This is a genomic window from Salibaculum sp. (assembly GCF_035270045.1).
Classification (GTDB): domain Bacteria; phylum Pseudomonadota; class Alphaproteobacteria; order Rhodobacterales; family Rhodobacteraceae; genus Salibaculum.
This window is the reverse complement of sequence record NZ_DATFIP010000007.1, coordinates 45,423-71,360: the sequence shown is the minus strand read 5'-3', so window position 1 is coordinate 71,360 and position 25,938 is coordinate 45,423. Positions and strand designations below refer to the sequence as shown.

Annotated in this window: 23 protein-coding genes and 2 pseudogenes; 18 read left to right on the top strand and 7 right to left on the bottom strand. The window is 64.6% G+C overall.

Annotation, left to right across the window (positions count from 1 at the left end; translation table 11 throughout):
* Positions 1-417: 417 nt before the first annotated feature.
* Positions 418-708 (bottom strand): annotated as a pseudogene (locus VJ897_RS01735) (transposase); the annotation flags it as partial.
* A gap of 47 nt (positions 709-755) precedes the next feature.
* Here VJ897_RS01735 and VJ897_RS01730 point away from each other — a divergent pair.
* The 7 genes and pseudogenes from VJ897_RS01730 to VJ897_RS01700 all read left to right on the top strand — a co-directional run.
* A pseudogene (locus VJ897_RS01730) lies at positions 756-1,064 on the top strand (IS30 family transposase); the annotation flags it as partial.
* A 36-nt stretch (positions 1,065-1,100) separates the two neighbouring features.
* Positions 1,101-1,805, top strand: coding sequence for an FkbM family methyltransferase (locus VJ897_RS01725; RefSeq protein WP_324052666.1), 705 nt, complete (start codon positions 1,101-1,103; stop codon positions 1,803-1,805).
* 74 nt (positions 1,806-1,879) lie between these two features.
* The gene (locus VJ897_RS01720; RefSeq protein WP_324052665.1) at positions 1,880-4,036 is read left to right on the top strand and encodes a class I SAM-dependent methyltransferase; all 2,157 of its coding nucleotides are present in this window, start codon (positions 1,880-1,882) and stop codon (positions 4,034-4,036) included.
* A gap of 54 nt (positions 4,037-4,090) precedes the next feature.
* Positions 4,091-5,014 carry an FkbM family methyltransferase gene (locus tag VJ897_RS01715; protein ID WP_324052663.1) on the top strand — a complete coding sequence of 308 codons (924 nt, stop codon included), beginning with the start codon at positions 4,091-4,093 and terminating at the stop codon, positions 5,012-5,014.
* Positions 5,011-6,045: a glycosyltransferase family 2 protein gene (locus tag VJ897_RS01710; RefSeq protein WP_324052661.1), complete on the top strand. Its 1,035-nt coding sequence runs from the start codon at positions 5,011-5,013 to the stop codon at positions 6,043-6,045. The genes VJ897_RS01715 and VJ897_RS01710 overlap by 4 nt, the downstream gene beginning before the upstream one ends.
* Positions 6,042-6,680, top strand: coding sequence for a sulfotransferase (locus VJ897_RS01705; protein WP_324052659.1), 639 nt, complete (start codon positions 6,042-6,044; stop codon positions 6,678-6,680). The genes VJ897_RS01710 and VJ897_RS01705 overlap by 4 nt, the downstream gene beginning before the upstream one ends.
* Before the next feature lie 148 nt (positions 6,681-6,828).
* The gene (locus tag VJ897_RS01700; protein ID WP_324052657.1) at positions 6,829-9,093 is read left to right on the top strand and encodes a glycosyltransferase family 2 protein; all 2,265 of its coding nucleotides are present in this window, start codon (positions 6,829-6,831) and stop codon (positions 9,091-9,093) included.
* On the opposite strand, the gene VJ897_RS01695 is transcribed toward VJ897_RS01700, so the two are convergent.
* The 4 genes from VJ897_RS01695 to VJ897_RS01680 form a co-directional block, all read right to left on the bottom strand.
* Positions 9,090-9,695, bottom strand: a complete 606-nt coding sequence (locus VJ897_RS01695) for a sarcosine oxidase subunit gamma (RefSeq protein ID WP_324052654.1) — start codon at positions 9,693-9,695, stop codon at positions 9,090-9,092. The two genes, VJ897_RS01700 and VJ897_RS01695, sit on opposite strands and share 4 nt — an antisense overlap.
* Positions 9,688-12,705: a sarcosine oxidase subunit alpha family protein gene (locus tag VJ897_RS01690; protein WP_324052652.1), complete on the bottom strand. Its 3,018-nt coding sequence runs from the start codon at positions 12,703-12,705 to the stop codon at positions 9,688-9,690. The genes VJ897_RS01695 and VJ897_RS01690 overlap by 8 nt, the downstream gene beginning before the upstream one ends.
* On the bottom strand, positions 12,702-13,031 hold the full coding sequence (locus tag VJ897_RS01685; RefSeq protein WP_324052650.1) for a sarcosine oxidase subunit delta: 330 nt from the start codon (positions 13,029-13,031) through the stop codon (positions 12,702-12,704). Before VJ897_RS01685 ends, VJ897_RS01690 begins: the two co-directional genes overlap by 4 nt.
* A 118-nt stretch (positions 13,032-13,149) precedes the next feature.
* Positions 13,150-14,394: a sarcosine oxidase subunit beta family protein gene (locus VJ897_RS01680; RefSeq protein WP_324052648.1), complete on the bottom strand. Its 1,245-nt coding sequence runs from the start codon at positions 14,392-14,394 to the stop codon at positions 13,150-13,152.
* Between the two features lie 186 nt (positions 14,395-14,580).
* Between VJ897_RS01680 and ccmI the strand changes: the two genes are divergently transcribed.
* From ccmI to VJ897_RS01630, 10 genes are all read left to right on the top strand, one after another.
* On the top strand, positions 14,581-16,044 hold the full coding sequence (gene ccmI, locus VJ897_RS01675; protein WP_324052646.1) for a c-type cytochrome biogenesis protein CcmI: 1,464 nt from the start codon (positions 14,581-14,583) through the stop codon (positions 16,042-16,044).
* Positions 16,041-16,517, top strand: a complete 477-nt coding sequence (ruvX, locus tag VJ897_RS01670; RefSeq protein WP_324052644.1) for a Holliday junction resolvase RuvX — start codon at positions 16,041-16,043, stop codon at positions 16,515-16,517. The genes ccmI and ruvX overlap by 4 nt, the downstream gene beginning before the upstream one ends.
* On the top strand, positions 16,514-16,759 hold the full coding sequence (locus VJ897_RS01665) for a DUF1289 domain-containing protein (RefSeq protein WP_324052642.1): 246 nt from the start codon (positions 16,514-16,516) through the stop codon (positions 16,757-16,759). The genes ruvX and VJ897_RS01665 overlap by 4 nt, the downstream gene beginning before the upstream one ends.
* A gap of 322 nt (positions 16,760-17,081) precedes the next feature.
* Complete coding sequence (locus VJ897_RS01660) at positions 17,082-18,836, top strand: acetolactate synthase 3 large subunit (protein ID WP_324052640.1); 1,755 nt, start codon at positions 17,082-17,084, stop codon at positions 18,834-18,836.
* 11 nt (positions 18,837-18,847) lie between these two features.
* Positions 18,848-19,324, top strand: coding sequence for a hypothetical protein (locus VJ897_RS01655; RefSeq protein WP_324052639.1), 477 nt, complete (start codon positions 18,848-18,850; stop codon positions 19,322-19,324).
* Positions 19,324-19,887, top strand: a complete 564-nt coding sequence (ilvN, locus tag VJ897_RS01650) for an acetolactate synthase small subunit (protein WP_324052637.1) — start codon at positions 19,324-19,326, stop codon at positions 19,885-19,887. The genes VJ897_RS01655 and ilvN overlap by 1 nt, the downstream gene beginning before the upstream one ends.
* 132 nt (positions 19,888-20,019) lie before the next feature.
* A complete protein-coding gene (locus tag VJ897_RS01645; protein WP_324052635.1) occupies positions 20,020-21,165 on the top strand; it encodes an aromatic ring-hydroxylating oxygenase subunit alpha in 1,146 nt (381 codons plus the stop codon).
* The gene (locus VJ897_RS01640; RefSeq protein ID WP_324052633.1) at positions 21,158-21,367 is read left to right on the top strand and encodes a hypothetical protein; all 210 of its coding nucleotides are present in this window, start codon (positions 21,158-21,160) and stop codon (positions 21,365-21,367) included. The genes VJ897_RS01645 and VJ897_RS01640 overlap by 8 nt, the downstream gene beginning before the upstream one ends.
* Before the next feature lie 42 nt (positions 21,368-21,409).
* The gene (locus tag VJ897_RS01635) at positions 21,410-22,354 is read left to right on the top strand and encodes a nucleoside hydrolase (RefSeq protein ID WP_324052631.1); all 945 of its coding nucleotides are present in this window, start codon (positions 21,410-21,412) and stop codon (positions 22,352-22,354) included.
* Positions 22,355-22,391: 37 nt separating this feature from the next.
* Entirely contained in the window at positions 22,392-22,838 is a 447-nt protein-coding gene (locus VJ897_RS01630) for a GNAT family N-acetyltransferase (protein ID WP_324052629.1), read from the top strand.
* 10 nt (positions 22,839-22,848) lie between these two features.
* Here VJ897_RS01630 and VJ897_RS01625 read toward each other — a convergent pair whose 3' ends face one another.
* On the bottom strand, positions 22,849-23,388 hold the full coding sequence (locus VJ897_RS01625) for a CBS domain-containing protein (protein WP_324052627.1): 540 nt from the start codon (positions 23,386-23,388) through the stop codon (positions 22,849-22,851).
* A 116-nt stretch (positions 23,389-23,504) separates the two neighbouring features.
* Here VJ897_RS01625 and VJ897_RS01620 point away from each other — a divergent pair, with 116 nt between their 5' ends.
* On the top strand, positions 23,505-24,884 hold the full coding sequence (locus VJ897_RS01620) for a protein adenylyltransferase SelO (RefSeq protein ID WP_324052625.1): 1,380 nt from the start codon (positions 23,505-23,507) through the stop codon (positions 24,882-24,884).
* Between the two features lie 63 nt (positions 24,885-24,947).
* Here VJ897_RS01620 and VJ897_RS01615 read toward each other — a convergent pair whose 3' ends face one another.
* Positions 24,948-25,913 (bottom strand): DUF3179 domain-containing protein, encoded by a 966-nt coding sequence (locus tag VJ897_RS01615; RefSeq protein ID WP_324052623.1) that lies wholly within the window; start codon positions 25,911-25,913, stop codon positions 24,948-24,950.
* Positions 25,914-25,938 lie beyond the last annotated feature (25 nt).

Below are 25,938 nucleotides of genomic sequence, written 5' to 3'. Positions count from 1 at the left end.
TCAGCCAAGAAGAAGTGGCGAAAGATCAACGGGCCAAACCGTCTGCCCGAGGTCATCGAAGGGGTTGAGTTCAAAGACGGCATCAAGCAACTTCAAACTGCCGCCTGACCAAGGCCGTCACCAACTTTTGCGCATAGCTCTACCGCGCCGGCGCGGGAAACAAGGGTGTGGCAGATACGAGTGTTGATCACCTGCACCGCCAAGGCAATCGCTTTTCATAAGCGCGAATATCCAGGGTAGATGGGATGGTTGCCGCCCTCCCCAGACGGTATCGCGATGTGCCAAGATCGTGGTGTTCAAAGCCACGCAACGGAGAGGACGGCGACATGAAAGATATGATAATCAGGGTAGACTTGGCAAAACGTGTTTTCCAACTCCACGGAGCGACGACGGTGGGGGATGTGGTGTTTCGCAAGAAGCCGACGCCTTGCGCAAGACCTCGTTGGCCTGCTTGAGCTCTCGGTTCTCTCGTTGCAATGCTTTGAGTTCTTCCCGCTCCGACTGCGTCAGGCCATCACGATCACCGTCTTCGATGGCCTGCTTGTTGACCCAATCGCGCAATGTGGCGCTACTGCATCCGAACTTCTCCGCGATGGAGGCCACTGCCTGCGACCGCGATTTGTAATCCGCTTCGTTCTCCAGAACCATGCGCACCGCGCGCGCACGTACCTCGGTCGAAAAACGGCTCTCTGCGTTTCCTTTGGTCATAGCTTACCTTTCGAGCTTTTTGCTCTCCGGTAAACCCGGTCGGGTTCAGCATGACCTACGACCGAGGATTCGAGATGGCGTGCCACCCCGAATTCGCCCGACGGGTGAAGATCGACCTTTGGTTCTGCGATCCTCATGCGCCCTGGCAGCGTGGCTCCAACGAGAACACCAGTGGCCTGCTGCGCCAGTTCATGCCCAAGAGGACCGATCTCGGGAACGTGAGCCAGACCTGGCTCAACGATGTCGCAGCCCTGATGAACAACCGCCCGAGGAAAACCCTCGGGTGGCGAACTCCCGCAGAAGCCATGGCCGAAGAAATCGCGACCGTCAAATCAACCATTGCACTTGATGTTTAAGCCTAGTTATTATCTGATCAAATGAGGGTAAGATCAATGACTGAGCAGGCAATCGAACCAGACACGGCGACCGATACGGGTGCCGGCGGGCCGCCAAAGGCTGTAAAACGCCGCCCGGGCCGCAACACGATCCGCCGGATCCGCTGCGCCGGCGTTATGGACGGGTTGGTCGCCGGCCTGAACGACAGGAGTGTGGTCTTCGATCTTGGCGCGAATGTCGGCAAGGTGACTGCGAGCCTTGCGCATACAGGCGCGCGCATCATGAGCTTCGAGCCCGACGAGATCGCCTTTGCCGAACTGGAGAAGCGAGCGCATCCCTTCCCGAACGTCGTTCTGCACAACGCCGCCGTCGGCGTGTCTGACGGTTCGGCGACGCTCTTCCGGTCAAACAAGTTCGAGAGCAAAGGGGTCGGCGCGACCGTGTCGAGCACAGTTATGTTCGGTAAAAAGGGCTCTGTGGCCGAGAACGCGATCACGGTGCGCCAGCTGGCCCTCGTGCCGATCCTAGAACGCGAGATAGCAACGCACGGACGCATCGACTTCCTTAAGATGGACGTCGAGGGCAGTGAACTCACGATCCTGCCCGCGCTCGTCGAGGCCGGGCTTCTCGACCGGATCCGCTACATCGCCGTCGAGACGCATGAGCGGAAATTCCCCGGAGCGCGCCGCGATTTCAAGGCGCTGCGCCGCTCGATCACGAGGCGCTACGACAAACGTCACGTCAATCTCGACTGGGTTTAGCCGATGGGAGAAAGCTACCAATCTTGCCCGGCAAGGCACCAGGAACGGACGCCGGACACCGAAAGGAGTATGCCGTGAACGACGGACTGACCGCGGCGAAGGATCTGCCGCCAGTTCAGCAGAACAAAACGCTTGCCGGTTTCCTCGACAGGCTCGGCGGCCGTATTGCCAAGGGCGGCACCGGGGTGGAGGTCGGCACCCATCGAGGCCAAACCGCGGTGACGCTGATCGCGCAGCTGGCCCCTGCGCACGTGACGTTGGTGGACCCCTGGCAAAACGACCCCACGTTCAGCGCGCGCGCTTTCGCCAAGAAGGCAGGCGACGCCGAACTAGCCGAGGCCGAGGCCAGCGTTCGCGCCGTCTTCGGGCAGCGGCCGAATGTCGACATCCTGAAGGCGGCCTCTGGCGATGCACTTGCACGGATGGCCGAGACCTCGCTCGACTGGCTTCATCTCGACGGCTGCAAGTACTACCCCGAGCTTCTGGCGGACCTGGAATGCGCCGTCGCGCTTCTCAGGCCGGGCGGGGTGATCATCGGCGCGGGTCTCGACTGGGCGCCGCAGCTGGGCTATCCGGTGCGCGCCGCGCTAGAGGCTCTCTCCGACCGGCTCAGCCGGCGCCCGGTACTGATAGAGGACGGCGAGTTCTTTGCCTTGACGTTACCGGAGACGGCCGAACTGGCTCCGCGACCGACGCAAGAGCGCTTCCTGGTCGTCTCAACGATGAAGAACGAGGCGCCCTTCATCCTCGAATGGGTGGCGCATTACCGGGCACTTGGTTTCACCGATTTCCTGATCTACACCAACGATTGCGACGACACAACCGTCCCGCTTCTGGACCGCCTGACAGAGCGCGGGATCGTGCGGCACGAGCCGAACGCGGTGTTGCGACGCGGGCCCCACAAGAGCGCGCTGAAATACGCGCAGGACCATTGGCTAGTCGCCGAAGCGGACTGGGTGCTGATCTGCGACGTGGACGAATTTCTCAACCTTCGGCGCCACGACACGATCCAGTCCTACCTTGGCAGCCTGCCGGACGACACCGACATGGTGACTTTCCCCTGGCAGGTGTTCGGCTGCGACGGCGTCGTCGAGTTCCGCGACGCGCCCGTGACCCGCCAGTTCCGCCGCTGCGAGGCCGCGCCGCGCGACGGCGGTAGCGCTATGCGCGACATCAAGACGATTTTCCGCCGACCCGGCGAGATTGATCGCTTCGGCCTGCACCGCCCGCGCTTCACGGATAATCAGGCCAGCGGCTTCGTCTGGCGCACGCCCGACGGAACCAACATCTCCGGCGAGATGAACACCACGCCGAAGGCGCGGATGGACTGGGCCGGCGCGGATGGCCAAGCCTACATGAACCACTACCCGATCCGCGCGATGCAGTCCTACCTGGTCAAGAAGCTGCGCGGGCGCGCCAACCACATCAACCACGATCTGGGCGAAGACTATTTCCGGCGCTGGAACCTCAACGATGACGACGATCCCAGCATCGCGAGGTTCGACCCGGCCGTGCAGGCCGCCCATGCCGAACTCGTCGCCGACCCCGAAACCGCGCGCCTGCACCGCGAAGGCGTCGCGCAGATGCAGGACCGGATCGCGTGGCTCATGGAAGAGCCCGCCTATCGGGAACTCTTCGCCAAGATCACCGGGCGGGTCGATCCCAAGCGCAAACCCACCAAGCGCGACCGGGTGCGCCGCAAGATGCTGGCAAAGCTGCCGCGGCAGGGGCATGGTGCCGAGATCGGCGTCTGGGAGGGGCGGTTTTCCCATGAAATCCTGGACGTGGCCGAACCGCAGGTGCTGCACCTGATCGATCCCTGGGAATACCTGCCCGAGTTCACCAACGTCCCCTTCGGCCGCAAGCGCAATGCCAAGCGTATGGGCTCGATGTACGCGCAGGTGCGCGCAGCCTTCGCCAGCGATCCGCGCGTGAGGGTGCATCGCGCGACCTCGGAAGAGGTACTTTCGGGGAAGGCGGATGACAGTTTAGACTGGGTCTACATAGACGGAAACCCGAACGAGCCGTTCTTTTCAAGAGACTTGGAACTCGCGCTCCGTAAGGTGCGGCCGGGCGGAGTAATCGCCGGAGACGACTACTACTGGAACAAGGACAAGGGCGCCCCGATCAAGACCGCCGTCGATGCCTTCGTGGCCGGCCTGGGCAAGAAGGGCTGCAGTTTCGAACTGATCGGCCAGCAGTTCCTGATCACGCTGAAATCCGGTGACTGAGAGCGGCGCTAAAGCGGCCTGAACAGGGGCCGGAACAGGGGAAGGCGAAGCGGCATGAGCCAGATTTCCGAACAGACACCGCAGACCGACACGGCCCGTGGGCGCCCGGCGCCGCGCAAAAAGCGGCTGCTCTGGCTCGCGAATGCGCTGGATCTCGGCCGCGCGGTCCACATTGTCGATGTCGGCGCCAATCCGACGCATCCGCCGCCCTACCAGTTTCTCGTGGACAGCGGTCGCGCGCATGTCTGGGGCTTTGAACCGAACGAGACCGCCTTCGAGAAGCTGCAACAAGACGACTTGCCGAACCGGACAATCCTCAACAAGGCGGTGGGCCGGCCCGGCCCGGCCACCTTCTACGCGCACCACATATCTAACCTCTCCTCGCTCTTCCCGATCCGGGCGCCGAGTGCGAAGTTTCTCGGCAAGGCGTTTTGGACGAAGCGCAAGGTCACTGAGGTATCGGTCGAACTGGTGGGGCTGGACGAGCTTGGCGAGATGCCGCCGCCCGACGTGCTGAAGATGGATCTGCAGGGCGGCGAGCTCGGCGTGCTCGAAGGCGGCCGCGACAAGCTTTCGCAGGCGATGGCCGTGGTCTGTGAGGCCCGCTTCTACCGCATGTACGAGGGCGAGCCGATGTGGGCGGAGGTCGATCAGGAGCTGCGCCAACAGGGGTTTGTGCTGCACAAGATCATGCATGCCAAGAAGGTGACCCTCGACCAGTCGCAAAAGGAGAGGCTGAAGGGCATGGGGTTGAAGTCGCAGATGTTGGACGGCGACGCCGCCTATATCCGATGCCTCGAGGACCCGTCGGCGGTCGAGACACGGCAGTGGAAAGTGCTGGCGCTGACCGCCGCCTCGGTCCTCGAAAGCCACGACCTCTGTCTTTATTGCTTGGACGAGCTGGTGCGCCGCGGCGCCGTGCCGAAGATCGCGCCGAAACGCTACGCCGACCTTCTTCTGGGGAGTGAAGAAACGTGACTGGAGACAAGCTGCGCGTCGTCGCCGTGACCTGCGCGAAGAACGAAGGGCCGTTCATCCTGGAATGGATCGCCTATCACCGGCTGATCGGTTTCACCGACATCGTGACGTTCACCAATGACTGCGACGATGGCACCGACGACCTGCTCGACCGGCTCGACGAGATGGGGCTGATCCGTCACCTGCCAAACCCGCGGATACTGAACGACAAGCTGCGCTTCCAGGCGGCGGCGCTGCGCTATGCCTCGGAGCTGCGCGAGGTGCGCAACGCCGACTGGCGTCTGTCCTTCGACTCCGACGAGTTCGTCAACGTCACGCTGGGCAACGGGCACGTGGAGGATCTCGTAGCCAACAGCCCGGACGCGCAGCTGATCTCGATCTGCCAGCTCCAGTTCGGTTGCGCGCACCGCGACGCCTACGAGCGGGGGCTCAGCATCGAGCAGTTCACTCTGCACCAGAGCCACACCCCCGCTGAAGGCACCAAACAGCGCCGCGATCTCGAGCGCGGGCTCAAGACTTTCATACGGGCCGACGCGCCGGTGGTGCAGTGGAACAACCACCTAGCCGATTTAGATCCTTTCCGGATGCAGGACACGCTCTGGGTGTATGGACAGAACCGCCGCGCGCCCGAGATCGTGTATCAGGGCAACAGCAAGTCGCTGCCGGCCGAGGGCTGCTACGAGGTGGGCCAGCTGAACCACTACGCGACCCGCTCGCGCGAGAGCTTTCTGGCGCAGTCCTACCGTGGCAACGCGGTCAAGCCGCACACCCAGGCTGACGTGAAGTACTGGAAGCGCTACAACCACAACGCCGAATGCGGCAGCGAGATCACCCGCTATGTCCCCGCGCTGCGCGCGCTGCTGGACGAGTGGCTGTCGGATGCTGAACTCCGGCGGCGGCAGGATGTCTGCGAGGCGCGTCACCGGACCCTTATCGAAAAACTCAAGGCGGATCCGGATTACCGCCGGCTATATGACCGCGTCACGCGGCTCGATCAGGCCCAGCAGGCCGAAAAGGAGCCTGCGGAATGACGCCCAAAGTCTTTCAGATCGGCATGAACAAGACCGGCACGCGGTCAATCTTTATGCTTTTTAAGCGCAGCGGCTACAAATCCATCCACTGGGACAAGGGTCACCTGGCAGAGGACATCGCGCGGAAATACGAAACCGGCGAAAGGCCCCTGGCAGACTGGGACGACACCGTGCTCTTCAGCGACATGGAGTCGGTGCACAAGGACAACGCGCCGATCGAGGGCTACGCCTATTTCGCCTACCTCGAGGAGCATTATCCCGACGCCAAGTTCATCCTCAACACGCGCGACGTCAACGCGTGGCTCGCCAGCCGGATGCTGCATCGAGAGGGCAAGTATTTTCGCTACTTCGTGCGGCACTACGGCTCCAACGATCCGATCGAAATCATGCGGCGCTGGAAGCAAAGTTGGGAAGAACACCACGAAAAGGTCCGCGCCCATTTCGCGGACAAGCCCGGCAAGCTGGTCGAGTTCAAGCTCGGCGTCGACGATGGCGAAAAGCTCAGGGCTTTCTTCGCTCCCGAAATCCAACTCAATCTCGCGCACTGGGGCAATGAGACCAAGCGCATCCGGCGGCGCGCAAGGCGCCCGCCGGGTGACCGGCCGTCCACCAGCTTGTACGAAAGGTCTTTATAGATGCTCGCTCATGGTTTCCTCTTCAGAACCGTTGACACGTCAGAGCATGAAATTCATTATCTCTTTTATCGAATAGAGTCCTCCGGGGGTCGCGGATCCGTGCCTGTTCGCGCAATGACCGCTTCGCCCATAAATCCGTATCAATCTGGTGTCAGGACTGATGGTTCATCCGCTGAAATTTCGTGAGATAGTCGGGGTGTCACGCAACGACATCACCATGATTGAGGCTGTGGGCACGGGCGCAACGGATGGCAAACAAGCGGCCACGCTCTATTTCACAGCAGGCAGCGACAGCGCCCGTGTGGCGGTGGCAAACACGACTGAGGAACGCGCCCGTTTCACGATCGGCGGCGGCCTCGTGCTCCGCGTCGTGCGGCCCGTGGCCGAGCCCGTCGCGGCGTGGTTCGGCAACGAACTGGTCGAACTCGAGCCAACCGCGCCGGAGACCGACCGGTTCGCGGGCCACAAGGTCATCGCGGCCCAGCGCAACGGCGAAGATGCGGCATCGATTATCGAGTGGCTGGCCTATCACCGCGACACGCAGGGTATGACCGCGGCCGTGATACTGGATCGGACCGCTCCGGGCGAGGAAGGAATTGGTGGCGACCTGAAGGCGCGGCTCGCGGCGATGGATACCCCGCCGCTTGTTACCTTCCTGCGCAGTCACCTTCCTCTGGGGAAACCGGAACTTCCCGCCGAGTCACACCCGTATTGCGCGCCCGATGCGCCCGGCAAGGAGCGCATGGATCTCCCGCCGGCCGATCCGTGGCGCTCGCCCCTCCTCGAGATGACCGTTTTCGAGATATTGCGCGAGCGTTTCTTGGGACGCGCGACAGCGGTGGCTAGTCTCGAGGTCAACGACCTCGTCGTCGCGGAGGGTTCGACCACGGTTTTCGAAAAGGCTGCCCAAGCGCCCAACGGTGTGATCGATCTGCTGGGCACGCCGTGCTATCCGTGGCGGCTCCGGCCCAATGCGACCGCGCGCTTTGCCGATCATACCTGCGTGCAGTTCGACGGGCGAAGGGGAAAACGCCGCTGGTGCATCGTGCCGGCGAGGGCACCGGAAAATGCCGTATGGCGTCTGGCACGGGTCGGCCATGCGCGGGCCGACCCCACGCGCAGCGCGCGCTTTTTCAGCTTCATGGGGCTTCGTCATTCCCCCGACGCGGTTGCGCAGATCGTGCCGAAAACCGCGCTGATCGAGAATGATGAGCTGCTTGACCTTTCTCGATCACATTTCGGCCACAAACCCGTCCGGGTTCCCAAGGTGAAAGTGAAGCCGGTTCCCGCAGGACGGGGACGCCGGACGATCGTCACGACAATGAAGAACGAGGGTCCGTTCATCCTCGAGTGGCTTGCTCACCACCGTGCGATCGGTGTCGACGATTTCCTTATCTATACCAACGATTGCACCGACGGTACGGACGATATGCTGCGTATCCTGCAGGACAGGGGGCTGGTTCAGCATCGCGAAAACCCCTACCGCCAGTCGGGGATGAAGCCCCAGCACGCCGCCCTCGCGGCCGCTCAGGACGAACCAATGGTTGACGCCGCGAAATGGCTGGTCTGTATCGACGTCGACGAATTCATCAACGTGAAATGTGGCGACGGTTCATTGGATGCCCTTTTTGCCGCGGTACCTGACGCCAACATGATATCGATGACGTGGCGCCTTTTCGGCAATTCTGATGTCGGTCAATACGTCGATGTCCCCGTCGTGCGTCAATTCACGTGTTGCGCGCCCGAGCTAACGCGCAAGCCGCATGTGGCCTGGGGTTTCAAGACGCTGTTCCAGAACCGCGGCATTTTCAAAAAGATGGGCGTACATCGGCCCAAGGGCCTGCAGCCGTCACTCCTCAACGAAATAAATTGGGTCAACGGTTCGGGTCAAGCCATGCCGCGTTCGATGTATCGCAATGCGTGGCGCTCCACGCTAAATACCGTCGGCTATGACCTGGTGCAGTTGAACCATTACGCGGTTCGCTCGGCCGAGAGCTTCCTTGTAAAGCGCGACCGAGGGCGCGTGAACCACGTGGATCGCGACCAGGGCCTGGCTTACTGGTTTCGGATGAACAACAACGCAGCGACTGACCGGTCGATTCAGCGAGGTCTGTCCGCTCTCGAGGCCGAGCTTGCTCGACTCAAGGCCGACTCCGAAATCGCCGAGGCACATGAGACATGCGTCGCATGCCACCGTGTAAAGATCGACGAGCTTCTCAACACCAAAAAGTTTGGGACGTTCTACGAGGAACTAACGGGTGCGCGGCTGCAGCGATTGTCGTTGATGCATCGTCATTTCGGGACCAACGTGTTCCTGACAGGTCCGAATTGCGTTCCCGATGAGGTCATCCAGCGAGATTTGGAGGAAGACTTCTTCTTCACTGTCCCGATGAATGAGGCCGTTCACGGCTAACGCCTGCTCTGACCGGGTTGAAGAAAACACGGGGCCCCGCTATACATTTTATGGTTGTCTGCCTGCAAAAAACCAACCGGAACTGCCTTAGCCGCAGTGCTCAGCAAATCCAGCGCATAGCGGTCAACGGACCGAAAGCAGATCACCCGCAGCGACCAGTCGGGCTGCATCCAGACGGCCGCCGCGATCTGGGCCATGCGGGTGCGGCGGAAATTGCCGGGGGCGAAGGCCGCGGGCGCCATGTCCACGGGGCACAGTTTGGCGATGACCTCGCGCGCGGCGGGGCCATACACGGCAAAGAGGCTGCGCGCGTCCGAGACATCGACGGCCAGGTAATGCTGCCCGGACAGCGCCGCGTCGATCCGGGCGATGGCCCCGGACACCGCATCATGCGGGACCAGCACCAGCAGTTCGTCGGGTGACATCCACAGCAGCCCGGTTCCGCCATCGACATTTGCCCGCCCGGACCCGGGCAGGCCCTGCCCCGTGATTTCCGTGCAGACATCACGCAGCTTGGTCGAGGCCAGGTTGCCGCGCAGCGTGATCATCCCCTGCGGTCCCAGGACGCGCACCGTGGTCGGGTTTGCGGCTGTCTCAGGCATTCTGCTTCTCTCCCTCCGGATCATGGAAGACCGTGCTGACGATCTTGGCGGGCACCTCTGTGCCATCGGTGCGCACGAAAGTGACGGTCTGGCCCATCCGCTCCGGTCCCTTGTGGACAAGGCCCATGGCGATGCCGCGGCCAAGCGTCGGCGAATGGTAGGTCGAGGTCACGCGCCCTTCGGTGTTGCGCTGACCGTTGGCATTGGTGCCCGGCGCGGCGGCGTAGGCTCCGTCAGGCAGGACCGAGCCGTCGAGGGTTTCCAGCCCCACAAGCTGCCAGCGGTCGGGGTTGGCCATGTGGCTACGCTCCTGCGCGCGCTTTCCGATGTAGTCGTCCTTCTTCTTGGAAATCGCCCAGTGCAGCCCGAGGTCCTGCGGGATCACCGTGCCATCCGTCTCGTCGCCGATCATGATGAAGCCCTTTTCGGCGCGCATGATGTGCAGGCATTCGGTGCCATAGGGCATCGCGCCGAACTCTCGCCCCGCCGCGTGCAGCGCCTCCCACAGGGCCAGGCCCTGCCCGGCGGGCACGGCGATTTCATAGCTCAACTCGCCCGAGAAGGAGATCCGGAAGACCCGCGCGTCGAACCCGCCGATCTTGCCTTCGGTCCAGCCCATGAAGGTCAGCGCCTCACCCGACAGGTCGATGTCGGAGCCCAGCTTTTCCAGCACCTTGCGGGCATTGGGGCCGACCACGGCGATCTGGGCGTATTGCTCGGTCAGGTTGGCGACATGGACCTTCCAGTCCCACCATTCGGTCTGGAGCCATTCCTCCATGTGGGCGTGGACGCTGTCGGCCCCGCCCGAGGTGGTGTGGCACAGGAAGGTCTCTTCATCGAGCCGCGCGACGACGCCGTCATCGCTCAGAAAGCCATTCTCGGAACACATCAGGCCATAGCGGCAGCGGCCCACCTTCAGCGTGCTCATCATGTTGGTATAGAGCATGTCCATGAACTTGCCCGCATCCGGCCCCTTGACGACGATCTTGCCCAGGGTCGAGGCATCGAGCAGCCCGAGGTTCTGCCGGGCATTCGTCACCTCGCGCATGACCGCGTCGTGCTTGGTTTCTCCGTCGCGGGGATAGCAGTAAGGCCGCCGCCAATGGCCCACGGGCTCCCAGGCGGCGCCGTTTTCCTCGTGCCAGCCGTGCAGGGGCGTGCGCCGCAGCGGCTGGAATATCTCGCCGCGCGCCTCGCCCGCGATCGCGCCCATGGAGATGGGTGTGTAAGGCGGGCGGAAGGTTGTCGTGCCGGTGGCCGGGATCGGTTGACCCAACGCATCAGACAGCACCGCCAAGCCGTTGATATTGCTTAGCTTACCTTGATCCGTTGCCATGCCCAGGGTGGTATAGCGCTTGGTGTGCTCGACCGATTCATAGCCCTCTTGCGCAGCCAATTGCACGTCGGCGACCTTGACGTCGTTCTGGTAGTCCAGCCACATCTTGGCGCGCAGCTTGTAGCTAGCGCCCTGCGGCATCATCCAGACCGGCTGCATCGGGCTTTCCTCGGGGGCGTCGCCCCGCGGTGCATCGCCCGGCTTGCCCCTGGCCCCGGCGGCCTTGGCCGCCGCCGCGCCGGCGTCATGCGCGTTGGCCAGTGCATCTCGGGTGCTCATGGCGCCATGGGCGGTCCCGGCGGTGATCACGAACGCCTCGCCCCGCGCGCCGGTGGGGGCGCGGTCGGGGTCGGGGCGGAAATGGGCCTGCGCCTCGTCCCAGATCAGCTTGCCACCACAATGGGACCACAGGTGCACGACCGGCGACCAGCCACCCGACATAGCCACCGCGTCGCACTTGATCTCGTCCAGCACGGCGCCCTCACCCGCCTGGGCGCAGATCGCGACGCTCTCGACGCGCTTGCCGCCCTTGACCGATGAGATCCCCTTGCCCTGCAGAACCCTGATGCCCTCGGCCTCGGCACGCTTGGCCATGGCCCCCGCCTCGGGCCGCGCGTCGATGATCGCGGGCACGTCCAGCCCGGCGGCCTTGAGCACGACGGCCGTGCGATAGGCATCGTCGTTGTTGGTCACGACCACGGTGCGGTCTCCGGGGCTGACCGCGTAGTTCACGACGTAGTCCCGGACCGCGCTGGCCAGCATCACGCCGGGCAGGTCGTTGTCCGCGAAGGACAGGGGGCGTTCGATCGCGCCGGTGGCGGTGACCACCTGCTTGGCCCGGATGCGCCACAAACGATGACGCGGGCCGTCCATTTCCGGGGCGTGATCGGTCAGACGCTCATAGGCCAGCACGTATCCATGATCATAGACACCAGCGCCCATCAGGCGCGTGCGAACTTGGACATTTTGCATTTTTTCAAGGTCTTGCAGGGCTCCCTTGACCCAGTCCTCAGCCGACTGGCCGTCGATTTCGACCCCGTCCACGGGCGCGCGCCCGCCCCAATGGGCGGTCTGCTCCACCAGAAGCACCCTGGCCCCGGCCCGCCCCGCGGCCAATGCGGCCGACAGGCCCGCCACGCCGCCACCGACGACCAGAACATCCACGAAGGCATAGAAATGCTCGTAGGTGTCGGCGTCGCTGGTCTCCTTGTCCGGCGCCTTGCCCAAACCCGCCGACTGGCGGATGAAGGGTTCGTAGACGTGTTTCCACAACGGGCGCGGGTGGATGAACATCTTGTAGTAGAAGCCCGAGGGCAGGAACCGCGCCAGCGCGTTGTTCACCACGCCGATATCGAATTCCAGGCTGGGGAAATGGTTCTGCGAGGCCGCCTTGAGCCCCTCGAACAGTTCGGTCGTGGTGGCGCGCTGGTTCGGCTCGAACCGGGCGCCCTGCCCCATGTTGACAAGCGCGTTGGGCTCTTCCGCGCCCGAGGCGACCACCCCGCGCGGACGGTGATACTTGAAGGAGCGGCCCACAAGCATCTGGTCATTCGCCAGAAGCCCCGCGGCAAGCGTATCCCCGGCGAACCCGGTCATCTGCTTTCCGTCGAAGGTGAAATGCTGCTTTTGCGACCGGTCGATGAACCGCCCGCCCTGTGCCAGACGTGTGCTCACTTGAATTCCCTCCAGGACCAGCCGGGGCGCTTGGCCGTGATGGCGTCCTTGATGTCTTGCGGCGGTTCGGTGGTCTGGGCGGAATAGGTGCCGAAGACCTCGAGCGTGGCCGTATCGCGGGCGGCGTGGAACCACTTGCCGCAGCCGTGCGCATGACGCCAGCGTTCGAAATGCACGCCGCGCGGGTTCTCGCGCAGGAAGAGGTAGCCCTCGAATTCGTCATCCGAAGACCCGGGACCATGGCGCGTCAAATGCGCCTCGCCTCCGGGGTGGAACTCGGTCTCCTCGCCGGCGACGCCGCAGTTGGGGCATTCAAGGATCAGCATGACGTCCCTCCTTTTTCATCCATGAACCGCTGGATCGGGACCACCGCGCCCCGCCCGGGGGCGGGTCGGGCGCGATCGGCGATGCAAGCATCGCCGATTGGCAAACGAACCGCCCCCATCAATGCGCCACCCCCGCCGCAACGCTTTCGTCGATGAACCTGCCTTCGCGGAACCGCCACATCGAGAATTCATCAGCCAGCGGCGAGCCGCCCTTGGCCATCAGCTCGGCCATGGCATAGCCCGAGCCGGGAATGGCCTTGAACCCGCCGGTGCCCCATCCGCAATTGACGAAGACGCCCTCGACCGGGGTTTTGGACAGGATGGGCGAGCGGTCGCCGGTCATGTCCACGATCCCGCCCCATTGCCGCAGCATCTTGAGGCGCGAGATCATCGGGAAGGTCTCGACCAGGGCCCGCACGGTTTCCTCGGCATGGTGGAAGCTGCCGCGCTGGGTGTAGTTGTTGTAGCCGTCCGCGCCGCCGCCGATCACCATCTCGCCCTTGTCCGACTGGGACATGTAGCCATGCACGGTGTTGGCCATCACGACAACGTCCATGCAGGGCTTGATCGGCTCTGACACCAGCGCCTGGAGCGCGACACTCTCGATGGGAAGGCGGAATCCCGCCTTCTCGGCCATGACGCCAGAGTGCCCCGCCACGACGATGCCCAGCTTGGTACAGCCGATGTCGCCCCTGGTCGTCTCGACGCCCGTGACGCGGTCACCGTCACGGGTGATGCCCGTCACCTCGCACTGCTGGATGATGTCCATGCCCATGTCCGAGCAGGCCCGGGCATAACCCCAGGCCACGGCATCATGGCGCGCGGTGCCCGCACGGGCCTGCCAAAGCCCGCCAAGAACCGGGTAACGCGGGCCGTCAAGATTGATGATCGGCACCAGTTCCTTGACCCGCTTTGGGCTGATGAATTCCGTCTGCACGCCCTGCAAGGCATTGGCATGGGCGGTGCGCAGGTAGCCGCGCACCTCGTGCTCGGTCTGGGCCAGCATGATGACGCCACGCGGGGAATACATCACGTTGTAGTTCAGGTCCTGACTCAGGGTCTCGTAGAGGCTGCGCGCCTTCTCGTAGATCGCCGCCGAGGGGTCCTGAAGGTAATTGGACCGGATGATCGTGGTGTTGCGGCCGGTATTGCCGCCGCCCAGCCAGCCCTTTTCCAGCACCGCGACATTGATGATGCCATGATCCTTACCAAGGTGATAGGCGGTGGCCAGACCGTGCCCGCCGGCACCGATGATGATGGCGTCGTAGTGTTTCTTGGGGCTGGGCGAGCGCCAATGCCGCTCCCAGCCGGCGTGGTGGCGGGCGGCCTCTCGCGCAACGGCAAAGGCTGAAAAGCGTCTCATGGGCTCACTCTCGCGTCAGTCGGTCCTTGGCCATCCTTGTGACGCATGGGCCGGCGAAACAGCGGACTCACGGCGGCATTTGACGGCGCGTTTCCGACAAGCCCGCCCGGCGGTGCGAATTTGCCGCAACCGCATGTCACGTGGGGTCTTTCGCGACGCGGCAACACGGGATAAACCATCCCTGCAATGGAACCGAACGTCTGGATATTCTGGGTCATCGCCGCCGCGCTGGTCGGGCTGACCGTCGCCGCCCTCGTGGCCCCGCTGATCCGCGCCGGCGAGAGCGAGGAGAGCGCGGGCGAAGTCACCGATGTGGACATCTACAAGTCCCAGCTGGACGAGGTCGAGCGCGATCTGGCACGCGGCGTCCTGAACGCCGAGGAGGCCGAGCGCACCCGCACCGAGATCGCCCGCCGCCTGCTGGCCGCCGACCGTGCCGGAACCGACGCCGTGACGCGCAACGAAGCGCCAAGGCGGCTGAACCTGACGCTGGCGCTGGTGACCATGCTGGGCGTGGCGGGGGCCTCGCTCTGGGGTTACGTGCAACTCGGTGTGCCCGGCTACGGCGACCTGCCCCGGGCCGAGCGCATCGCCGCAGCCGAGGACATGCGCCGCGACCGTCCCAGCCAGCGTGAGGCCGAGGCCCGTGTCACCGACAAGATCGCCGCCACCCCGCAGGTCACCGAGGACGTGCGCGAGATGATCGAACGCCTGCGCGACATCGTGCCCACTCGCCCCGAGGATCAGAACGGCTGGCAGTTGCTGGCCGACAACGAAGGGCGCCTTCTGGAATTCGAGGCAGCCGCCGAGGCGCAGGCCCGTGTCGTGGCGCTCAAGGGGGACGACGCCACGGAAACAGACCGCTACCGCCTGGCGCTCTATGAGTTCATCTCCGAGGACGGCGGGATCAGCCCCGACCTTCAGGCTCAGATCAACGGGTTCGTGGAGGGCCGCGAGGCCCGGGCCGAGCTCTGGCAGGCCATGGCGCTCGATGCGCGCTCGGTCGGGCATTTCCAGGCCGCGGCCCGCGCCAAGGAACGCAACATCGCCGCAAAGGGGGACGGCGCCGCGACGGAGGACTACGCAGAACTGCTCGACTACCTTGTCAGCGCCGCCGACGGGGTCGTCTCGCCCGAGGCCGAAACCATCGCCGTCCGCCTGTTGCAGCGCGACGAGGACAACGTCGCCGCGCTCTATTACGCGGGGCTTCTCTATTCCCAGACGGACCGGCCGGACCGGGCCTTCGAATTCTTCCGACGGGTAATTGAAACCGGCGCGCCGAGCAGCCTGCACTATACCATGGCCGCCAGCCAAATCGAGGCCGTGGCCCGGCGTGCGGGCACCGACTACAGCCTGCCGGACGCACAAACGCGCGGCCCCACGGCCGCCGACATGGAAGCTGCGCAGGACATGTCCGAGGAAGACCGCGCCGCGATGATCGAGAACATGGTCTCGGGCCTCTCGACGCGGCTGGCCGAAGAAGGTGGCCCGCCGGCTGACTGGGCACAGCTGATCCGGGCGCTGGGGGTGCTGAACGACGCCGACCGCGCCGCCGCGATATGGGCCGAGGCCCAGCAGGTCTTTGCCGCCTCGCCCGAGGCCGTGGCCACCATCCGCAGCGCAGCCAGGGCCGCCGGCGTCGCCGAATGATCTTCGAAACCCCCGAGGACTTTGCCGCCGCGCTGCCGCCCATGGCACCACTGGCCGGGCTGGACCTGGGGACCAAGACCATCGGCGTGGCCATCTCGGACCGGCTGCACACGGTCGCCACACCGATGGAAACGCTCAAGCGGCGCAAGTTCACCACGGACGCGGCGGCGCTGCTGTCGCTTGTGGCCCGGCGCGAGGTCGGCGGCCTGGTGCTGGGGCTGCCGCGCAACATGGACGGCACCGAAGGCCCCCGCGCGCAGTCCACGCGCGCCTTCGCCCGCAACCTGTCCCGGCTGACGGACCTGCCCATCACCTACTGGGACGAAAGGTTGTCGACCGTGGCCGCCGAACGCGCCCTGCTGGAGGCGGATACGACACGAAAACGTCGCGCAGAGGTCATCGACCATGTCGCCGCCGGTGTTATCCTGCAAGGGCTGCTGGATCGCATGTGCAACATCGGGGCGGGACGATGACGGGACCGGACAATGGCGACGAGGTCTGGACGCGGACCGAGATCGAGAGTCCCTGCATCCAGGTCTGCGTGGTCCACCCCGAGGCCCGCATCTGCACCGGATGTCACCGCAGCATCGACGAGATCGCGACCTGGTCACGGCTGACCCCCGAGGCCCGCCGCGCCATCATGCAAGAGCTTCCCGGCCGGGCCGGCCTGCTGCGCCAGCGCCGCGGCGGCCGTGCCGCGCGGCTGAAGCGTTAGCGCCGTCCGGCGGCGCCCGCGCGGCGCGACAGGGCGGCATGCGACCCTGCGCCACAGCCATCACCGGAAAGAAAATTCCAAAAACTGCCGCCGGGGCGACACTATCTCCGGATTCGCGGTTGACCCTCGGACGCGCCCGTGCAAACTGCCCGCACGCAGCATGGAAAGCCGCCGAGAATGCTTATCGACCTGGTACTTGTAAGGGCAACGCGCATGGGCCGGTAACGGTTTTGCCATAACGGTGACCCATGCGCCCTCGGAAATCCCGCCGGGGGCTTTTTTTTGCGCAAGGCAGATAACGTCACGAGATGAGGATAAGACGATGTCAGCACAGATGACCGGAGCGAAAATGGTGGTTCAGGCCCTGATTGACCAGGGCGTGGACACGGTATTCGGCTATCCTGGCGGCGCCGTGCTGCCCATCTACGACGAGGTCTTTCAGCAGAACTCGATCAAACACGTCCTCGTGCGCCACGAACAGGGGGCCATCCACGCCGCCGAGGGCTATGCCCGCGCAACCGGCAAGGTGGGTGTTGCACTTGTCACCTCGGGCCCCGGGGCCACCAATGCCGTCACCGGGCTGACCGACGCGCTGATGGATTCGATCCCGCTGGTGGTCTTCTCCGGCCAGGTGCCGACCTTCATGATCGGTTCGGACGCCTTCCAGGAGGCCGACACGGTGGGCATCACGCGCCCCTGCACCAAGCACAACTGGCTGGTCAAGGACACTGAAAACCTGTCGAATATCATCCACGAAGCCTTTCACGTCGCGGCAAGCGGCCGCCCCGGCCCCGTGCTGGTCGATATTCCCAAGGACGTGCAATTCGCCGCGGCCGACTACACGGCGCCCAGGGCCATGACCTCGCATTACCACCCCCAGGTCAAGGGCGACATCGAGGGCGTCACCGACCTGGTGGCGGCCATCGAGAAGGCGAAGAAGCCGATCTTCTACACCGGCGGCGGCGTCATCAATTCCGGCCCGGCGGCCAGCCAGCTGCTGCGCGAACTGGTCGATGCCACGGGCTTTCCCATCACCTCGACCCTGATGGGGCTGGGCGCCTACCCCGCCTCGGGCGCGAACTGGCTGGGGATGCTGGGGATGCACGGGCTTTACGAGTCCAACATGGCGATGCACGACTGCGACCTGATGATCAACATAGGCGCCCGGTTCGACGATCGCATCACCGGTCGGATCGACGCCTTCAGCCCCAATTCGAAGAAGGTTCATATCGACATCGACCCGTCGTCGATCAACAAGGTGATCCGCACGGATATCGCCATCATCGGCGACGTGGGCCATGTGCTCGAGGACGTGCTGAAGGTCTGGAAATCCCGCGGCCGCAAGACCGACCGCGCGGGACTCGACGACTGGTGGGCGCAGATCGCCGACTGGAAGACGGTCAACTGCCTCGCCTACACCCAGGAAGGCAAGACCATCCGTCCGCAATACGCCCTGGAACGGTTGGAGGCGCTGACCAAGGATCGCAAGGACCGGTTCATCTGCACCGAGGTGGGCCAGCACCAGATGTGGGCGGCCCAGTACATGGGCTTCGACGATCCCAACCACTGGATGACCTCGGGCGGGCTGGGAACCATGGGCTATGGCTTTCCTGCGTCGATCGGGGTCCAGATGGGGCACCCGGATGCGCTGGTCATAAACGTGGCGGGCGAGGCATCGTGGCTGATGAACATGCAGGAAATGGGCACGGCGGTGCAGTACCGTCTGCCGGTCAAGCAGTTCATCCTGAACAATGAACGCCTCGGGATGGTGCGCCAGTGGCAGGAACTCCTGCACGGCGAGCGCTATTCGTCGAGCTGGTCCGAGGCCCTGCCCGATTTCGTGAAACTGGCCGAGGCCTTCGGCGCCAAGGGAATCCTGTGCGACGACCCCGCCGACCTGGACGACGCCATCATGGAGATGCTGAACCACGACGGCCCGGTGATCTTCGACTGCCTGGTCGAGAAGCACGAGAACTGCTTCCCCATGATCCCGTCGGGCAAGGCCCACAACGAGATGCTGCTGGGCGAGGCCGAAACGCAAGGTGTGATCGACAGCAAGGGATCGGTGTTGGTTTAGGAGACGGCACAATGGAATGGCAACAATGGGTTCCGTTAGTCACCTCGACTGCGGCTGTGATTATCTCGGCTGCATTTGGTCTTGTTACAATCCTCGACAGACGTCGGTCGTTTCAAATATCCAGGGAAGCCGACTTGCATCTCTGGGTTCAAAAATTGGCGGAAATCTATTGCGACCTGCGTAGTGGAGACGACTTAACAAAACGGACGGCGGCTATCGAATTGTCGACGCAGATTGATTACGGGCGGCTAATCTTCCCGAATGAAACAACCAAGAGAGCGAAAGCAGAATATGCTAAAGGCCTTAGAAGTAGCGTTCTCGATCCACTAGTTGAAACCGTTATTCGAGCCAATCTTGATGATTGGAATGCGACCAAAATTGCTACTGATTGGCGCGAATTCACCGATCAGATCACCGCTCGCACCACAGCTTTTCAAGTAAATACGTCACCAGAGGCTAGTGGTAATGAACAGTATAGGAACCCATAATGTCTGCGCTCAATATCAAGAAAGGCTCCACGAGCCATTCCGCCTACAACCTGCGGCCCACCTTCTCGGACACCGAGGAACGCCACACCCTCGCCGTTCTGGTCGAGAACGAGCCGGGCGTTCTGGCCCGTGTCATCGGGCTGTTCTCGGGGCGGGGCTACAACATCGAGAGTCTGACCGTGGCCGAGGTGGACCATACCGGGCACCTGAGCCGCATCACCATCGTCACCACCGGCACGCCGCAGGTCATCAACCAGATCACCGCCCAGCTGGGCCGGATCGTTCCGGTCCACGAAGTCCATGACCTGACGGTCGAGGGCCGCAGCGTCGAGCGCGAACTTGCGCTTTTCAAGGTGACGGGCAAGGGCGAAGACCGGGTCGAGGCGCTGCGCCTGGCGGATGTCTTTCGCGCCAGCGTCGTGGACAGCACGCTCGAAAGCTTCGTCTTCGAGATCACCGGCACGCCGGAAAAGATCGACGCCTTCGCCGACCTGATGCGCCCCATCGGCCTGGTGGAAATGGCGCGCACCGGCGTTGCTGCCCTGTCACGCGGCGCAGCGTAACACGTCCACCTCCTGTCAGGCCCGAATTCCCCCCGCATGTCGCGGTGAGAAAAGCGCATGTCGCTGGGATAGCGGCGCACGCCGCCCCGCCGAGCTATCGTGACGCACGATCCGACGACAGGAGTGTGCCCGATGGCCAAGGATATCGAGCTTGACGCGCTGGATGCGGTACGCCGCCCCGTCGCCAGTGCCAACGGACTGCCCAACGCCCATTACACGGACCCGGACATGTTCCGCACCGAGGCGCAGGCCCTGCTCATGTCGACCTGGGCGGGGCTGGCCGTCACCGCCGATGTCCCCGAGCCGGGCGACGCGGTGCCCATGGATTTCCTCGGGATGCCGCTTCTGCTGATCCGGGACAAACAGGGCGAGGTCCGCGTGTTTCAGAACATCTGCCGCCACCGCGGCATGATGCTGGTGCCCGAGCCGCGCAAGATCGAGGGCGCGATCCGCTGCCCCTATCATTCCTGGTGCTACTCAACCGCCGGACGGCTGGTCTCGACCCCCCACGTGGGTGGGCCGGGCCACAACACCCACGACGCCATCGACAAGGACACCCTCGGGCTGATCGAGGTGCCCAGCCACATCTGGCGCGAGGTGGTCTTCATCAACGTCGACGGCACCGCCCCGCCCTTCGAGGAGGTGCACGCCGACCTGATCGCCCGCTGGGCCGAGCATGACAAGCCGCTCTATCACGGGGGTGCCGACAGCACCTTCGTGCTGGACGTCAGGACCAACTGGAAGCTCGCGGTCGAGAACTACTGCGAAAGCTACCACCTGCCATGGGTCCATCCGGGCCTGAACAGCTATTCGCGGCTGGAAGACCATTACAACATCGAGGCCCCGGGGCATTACTCGGGCCAGGGCACGCTGGTTTACCGCCAATTGCGCGGGGTCAACGAGGAAGTCTTCCCCGATTTCGAGGGCCTGTCGGAGAAATGGGTCGAGGGCGGCGAATACGTGGCGCTCTATCCCAACGTGCTGCTGGGCGTGCAGCGCGACCACGCCTTTGCCATCGTGCTGGACCCCGTCGCCCAGGACCACACCCGCGAGCATATCCACCTGTTCTACGCGACCCCTCGGACCGACGAGGGGATGCGCGCCAAGAACGCCACGCTGTGGAAAACGGTGTTCGAGGAAGATATCGGCGTCTGCGAGGGCATGCAGCGGGGCCGCAGCGCGCCGGGCTTCGACGGCGGCCGCTTCAGCCCGGCCATGGACAGCCCGACCCACTGCTTCCACGACTGGGTGGCGATGAGGATGCAGGGCCATGGCTGATCTTGCCCGCCGCCTGCTCGACGCGCACGCCCGCGACGATCGCAAAGCGCTTGTCGCGCTCTATGAAGAGGCCGCGAATTGCGCCAACGACCTGGACGCGGCCTGCTTCTACCTGACCCATGCCTGGGTCTTCGCGCTGGACGCGGGCCACTCGGCCGCCGATGCCCTGTATGACCGGCTGCACGGGCTGGGCCGGGCCTGATCGCCCCTTGCGCCCCGGGGCTGCCGGGGCGACAAGGATGCAATGACCGACACACCCCGCAAGATCATCATCGACACCGACCCCGGGCAGGACGACGCCGTCGCCATCCTGCTGGCCCTTGCCGCGCCAGAACTGGAGGTTCTCGGCCTTACGGCGGTGGCCGGCAATGTGCCGCTGGAGTTGACCCAGACCAACGCCCGCAAGGTCTGCGACCTGGCGGGGCGACAGGATGTGCCGGTTTTCGCCGGCTGCGACCGGCCCCTGGCGCACAGCCTGGTCACCGCAGAGCATGTGCACGGCAAGACCGGCCTGGACGGGCCGGACCTTCCCGACCCCGCCACCCCGCTGCAGGAGGTCCACGCCGTGGATTTCCTGATCGAGACCCTGCGCGCGGAACCGCCCGGCACGGTCACGCTCTGCCCCATCGGGCCGCTGACCAACATCGCGACCGCATTCCGGCGCGCGCCAGATATCGTTGACCGGGTGCAGGAAATCGTGCTGATGGGCGGCGCCTATTTCGAGGTGGGCAACATCACCCCGGCGGCGGAATTCAACATCTACGTGGACCCCGAGGCCGCCGAGATCGTGTTTTGCTCCGGCGTTGCGCTGGTGGTGATGCCGCTGGACGTGACCCACAAGGCCTTGACCACGCCCGATCATATCCGGGGCTTCCGCGAGATGAGCACGCCGGTCGGCGATGCGGTCGCCGCCTGGACGGATTTCTTCGAGCGTTTCGACAAGGAAAAATACGGGCAGGAGGGCGCGCCGCTGCACGACCCCTGCACCATCGCCTGGCTGTTGGCACCGGAGCTTTTCTCGGGCCGTCACATCAACGTGGAAATCGAAACCGCGAGCCCCCTGACCCGCGGCATGACCGTCGCAGACTGGTGGCGCGTGACCGACCGGGCGCCGAATGCGCTGTTCATCGGCGACCTTGACGCGGACCGGTTCTTTGCGCTGCTGACCGACCGGATCGCGACGCTGTGAGCCGCGCGCGCGCCCTGAACCGAGACGGGCCGGGCAAATGACCCAGCTTCACCTGTGCGGCCCCGAGGACGCGGAGAAGCTGATGCCGTTGGTCGCCGCATTTCACGCGGAGCAAGGGCTTGAGACCGACGATGCACAGCGCGACCGGGCGCTGCGGCCCCTGCTGGAGGGCACGCCGCTGGGGGCGGTCTGGCTACTTGGCCCGCGCCGGGCGCCCGTGGGCTATGTCGCGGTCAGTTTCGGCTGGGCCGTCAGGACGGGCGGCATCAACGGTTTTCTGGACGAACTCTTCGTGCGGCCGGCCGTGCGCGGGCGCGGATTGGCGACCGAGGCACTGAACGACCTGGCAACTGCGCTGCGCGGAGCCGGCGTGACCGCCCTGCACCTCGAGGTTGACCGCGAAAACGAAATCGTCCAGCGCTTCTACGGCCGTGCGGGCTTTGTCCTGCGGGGCCGCAACGCGCTCATGTCGCGCAGGCTGTGACCCCGCCCGGTCAGGTGGCCATTGCGACCACGATCACCATGATGATGGAATAAAGCGCGATACCGCCCCCGATCAGCGCGATGTGCCAATTCTTGAAGACGCTCGCCTTGGCCATCTGCCCGGCCTGGTAGATCAGGTCAGGCCACGTGTAGCTGACGAAATCGCCCTGGGTGAAGACGGCCTTGACGCGGCCCTCGTCGTCCACCACGGGCAGGCGGCGGAACCGTTCGTTCGACATGATGCGCAGCCAGTCGACCACTTCGTCGGTCTCGTGCGCCACGCGCGGCTCGGCCGTCATGATCTCGGACAGGGGGGTCTTGGCCGCGTCGCGCCCGGCATTGACGATCTTCTTCATGATATCGCGTTCGGTGACGATGCCGATCACCTTGTTGTCGCCATCCACGACAACGACCGAGCCGTAGCTCTTGTCGGACATGGCGGCAACGGCCTCGGCAGTCATGGTCTCCGCCTGAAAGGCCAGCGGCCGCGGCTTGCTGGCGAACTCGGGACGATCGCGCAGCGCCATCCGGCTGCGTGTCGATGCGGTCATTGCGCTACTCCTGTTACCTATTGTCGCAGAAAGACCTAAAACGGGTGGGATCGAAGGCAAGCAAAGCGACATCAAGGGGGCTTTTCCGCGTGCCTTTCCCGACCTATCTAAGCAGCATGGGCCTGCAGATTCCCTTCGACAACACCTATGTCACCCTGCCCGAGCGGTTCTACACGCGGCAGGGCGCCACGCCAGTGCGCGATCCGCAGCTTTTTGCCTTCAACGCGCCGCTGGCGCAGGCGCTGGGCATGGACGGCACCGGGGATCGGGTCGAGCTGGCCCGGGTCTTCGCGGGGAACACCGCGCCGCCGGGGGCCGAACCATTGGCCCAGCTCTACGCCGGCCATCAGTTCGGCGGGTTTTCCCCGCAGCTTGGCGATGGTCGTGCGCTGCTGCTGGGCGAAGTCGAGACAGCGCAGGGCCGCTTCGACATTCAGCTCAAGGGGTCCGGCCCCACGCCCTATTCGCGCATGGGCGACGGGCGCGCCTGGGTCGGGCCGGTAATACGCGAATACCTGATGTCAGAAGCCATGGCCGCCATGGGCGTGCCCACCACGCGGGCGCTGGCGGCCGTGACCACGGGCGAGCCGGTGCTACGCGAAGACGGGCCGATGCCCGGCGCCATCCTGACCCGCGTGGCCGCAAGCCATATCCGCGTGGGCACCTTCCAGGCCTTCGCCGCCCGGGACGACCGCGACGCGCTGCAACGGCTGACAGATTACACCATCGCGCGGCATTTCCCGAATGCGGACGGGCCGATGGGGCTGCTGCAGGCAATGATGGAGGTCCAGGCCGACCTGGTGGCGCGCTGGATGGCCATCGGTTTCATCCACGGGGTCATGAACACCGACAACGCGGCCCTCTCGGGCGAGACGATCGACTATGGCCCCTGCGCCTTCATGGATCGCTATCACCCCGACACGGTGCTGTCGTCCATCGACCGGCAGGGGCGCTATGCCTATTCCAACCAGCCGCCAATCGCCCATTGGAACATCGCGCAGTTCGCCAGCGCCCTGGTACCGATCATGGGCGACGAGGACGAGGCCGTTGCGGAGCTGACCGAGGCGATCAAGGCCTTCCCGCCACTTTACGAGGCCGCCTGGCTGCGCCACTTCGGGGCCAAGTTCGGCCTGGCCGACGCCACCCCCGACGACCGCCCGCTGATCGAGGCCTTCCTGACGCACATGGCGCACGAGGGGCTGGACTTCACCAATACCTTCGCCGCCCTGCCGACGGTGCCCGAAGGTATGGAGGACTGGGCGCGGCGCTGGCAGGCTCGCTTGCCTGACATGGACCTTGTCGCGCGCACCAACCCGCAGGTCATCCCGCGCCTGCACCGCATCGAAGCGGTGATCGCGGCGGCGGTAGCTGGCGATTTCGCCCCCTTCGACGAGATGCTTTCGGTCGTGACCGCCCCATATGCCAAGGCCGATACGCGCCATACCGCGCCGCCCGCCGAGCAGGAGCGTGTCACGCGGACCTTCTGCGGGACCTGAGCAGAGCAGGCCGCGGCGGCCCCTTGGCGCTGACCGGACATCATCCGCACGCGTGTGACCCCGTCACTCGGCCAGCATCCAGTCGCCCTCGGGCCAGAAGGCATGGAAAGCGAAGGCGAACATCACGTCATGGGCCACGTCAGCGCCCTTTCCGTCGCGCACCCGCACGGTGCCGACGTCGCGGGCATCGGCGATCCGGGCAGTGTCCAGCGCCGAGGCCTGTCCCGCCGACCATGACAGCACGTAGCCCGCCTCTTCGATCCGGCCTTCCTCGGACAGCCGCGTCAGGGGCCACGCCTGCCCCGCGATGGCCACGACGCGCACCAGCGGCGGGATACCATGTGGTGGATTTTCCCCACGGTAGAGAAAGGGCCTCTGGGAGCTGTCGTATTTGACGTAGGGGTTGCGCCCGTAATCGCGCGGATGGCCGGGTTCGGCCATCACCAGACCCTCGGGATTGCGGGCCGTGAACTCCTCCCAGCTTTCCATCCAGGTCGGCAGCCGGTCCAGCTCCGTTCCTGTCAGATCGCCCACCACGGCCTCGCCGATGGCCTGTTGCCACCAGCTTTCGGTCTGACGGTCGTACATGATCATGTCCGAATGACGCAGCTTGCCCGAGACGCCGAATTCCAGCACCCGGCCCTCCACGCGGCGATCGAAGGTGATGCCGGAATTGCACAGCGGACAGAAGGTCACGGCGATCGGCTCACCGCCGACCGTGTCGTTGACGATCTCGTGCCATGTCAGGTAGCGGATCGGGTAGGCGCGCGGGGTTTCGCCCGCGATCTCGACGGTGATGACCGGTTCGCGCCCGTCGATGCGATCCTCCTCGGCGGCGGGAATGAATTCAGGATCCGTGAGCGCCGGAATGCCGTCCTTGGGCGGACCGCCCGACATTATTTCGGACCAGTCGTCGATGACGGTGGTCTGGAAGTCCGTATCGGGCCATTCGCGCGCCCAGGCCTCCGGGTTGGCCGCGGCGGCGCTGGCGAAAACGGTCAGGGTCAAGGCAAGGATGATATTACGCATGGGGCCGTCCTCCTGCCCCTACTCT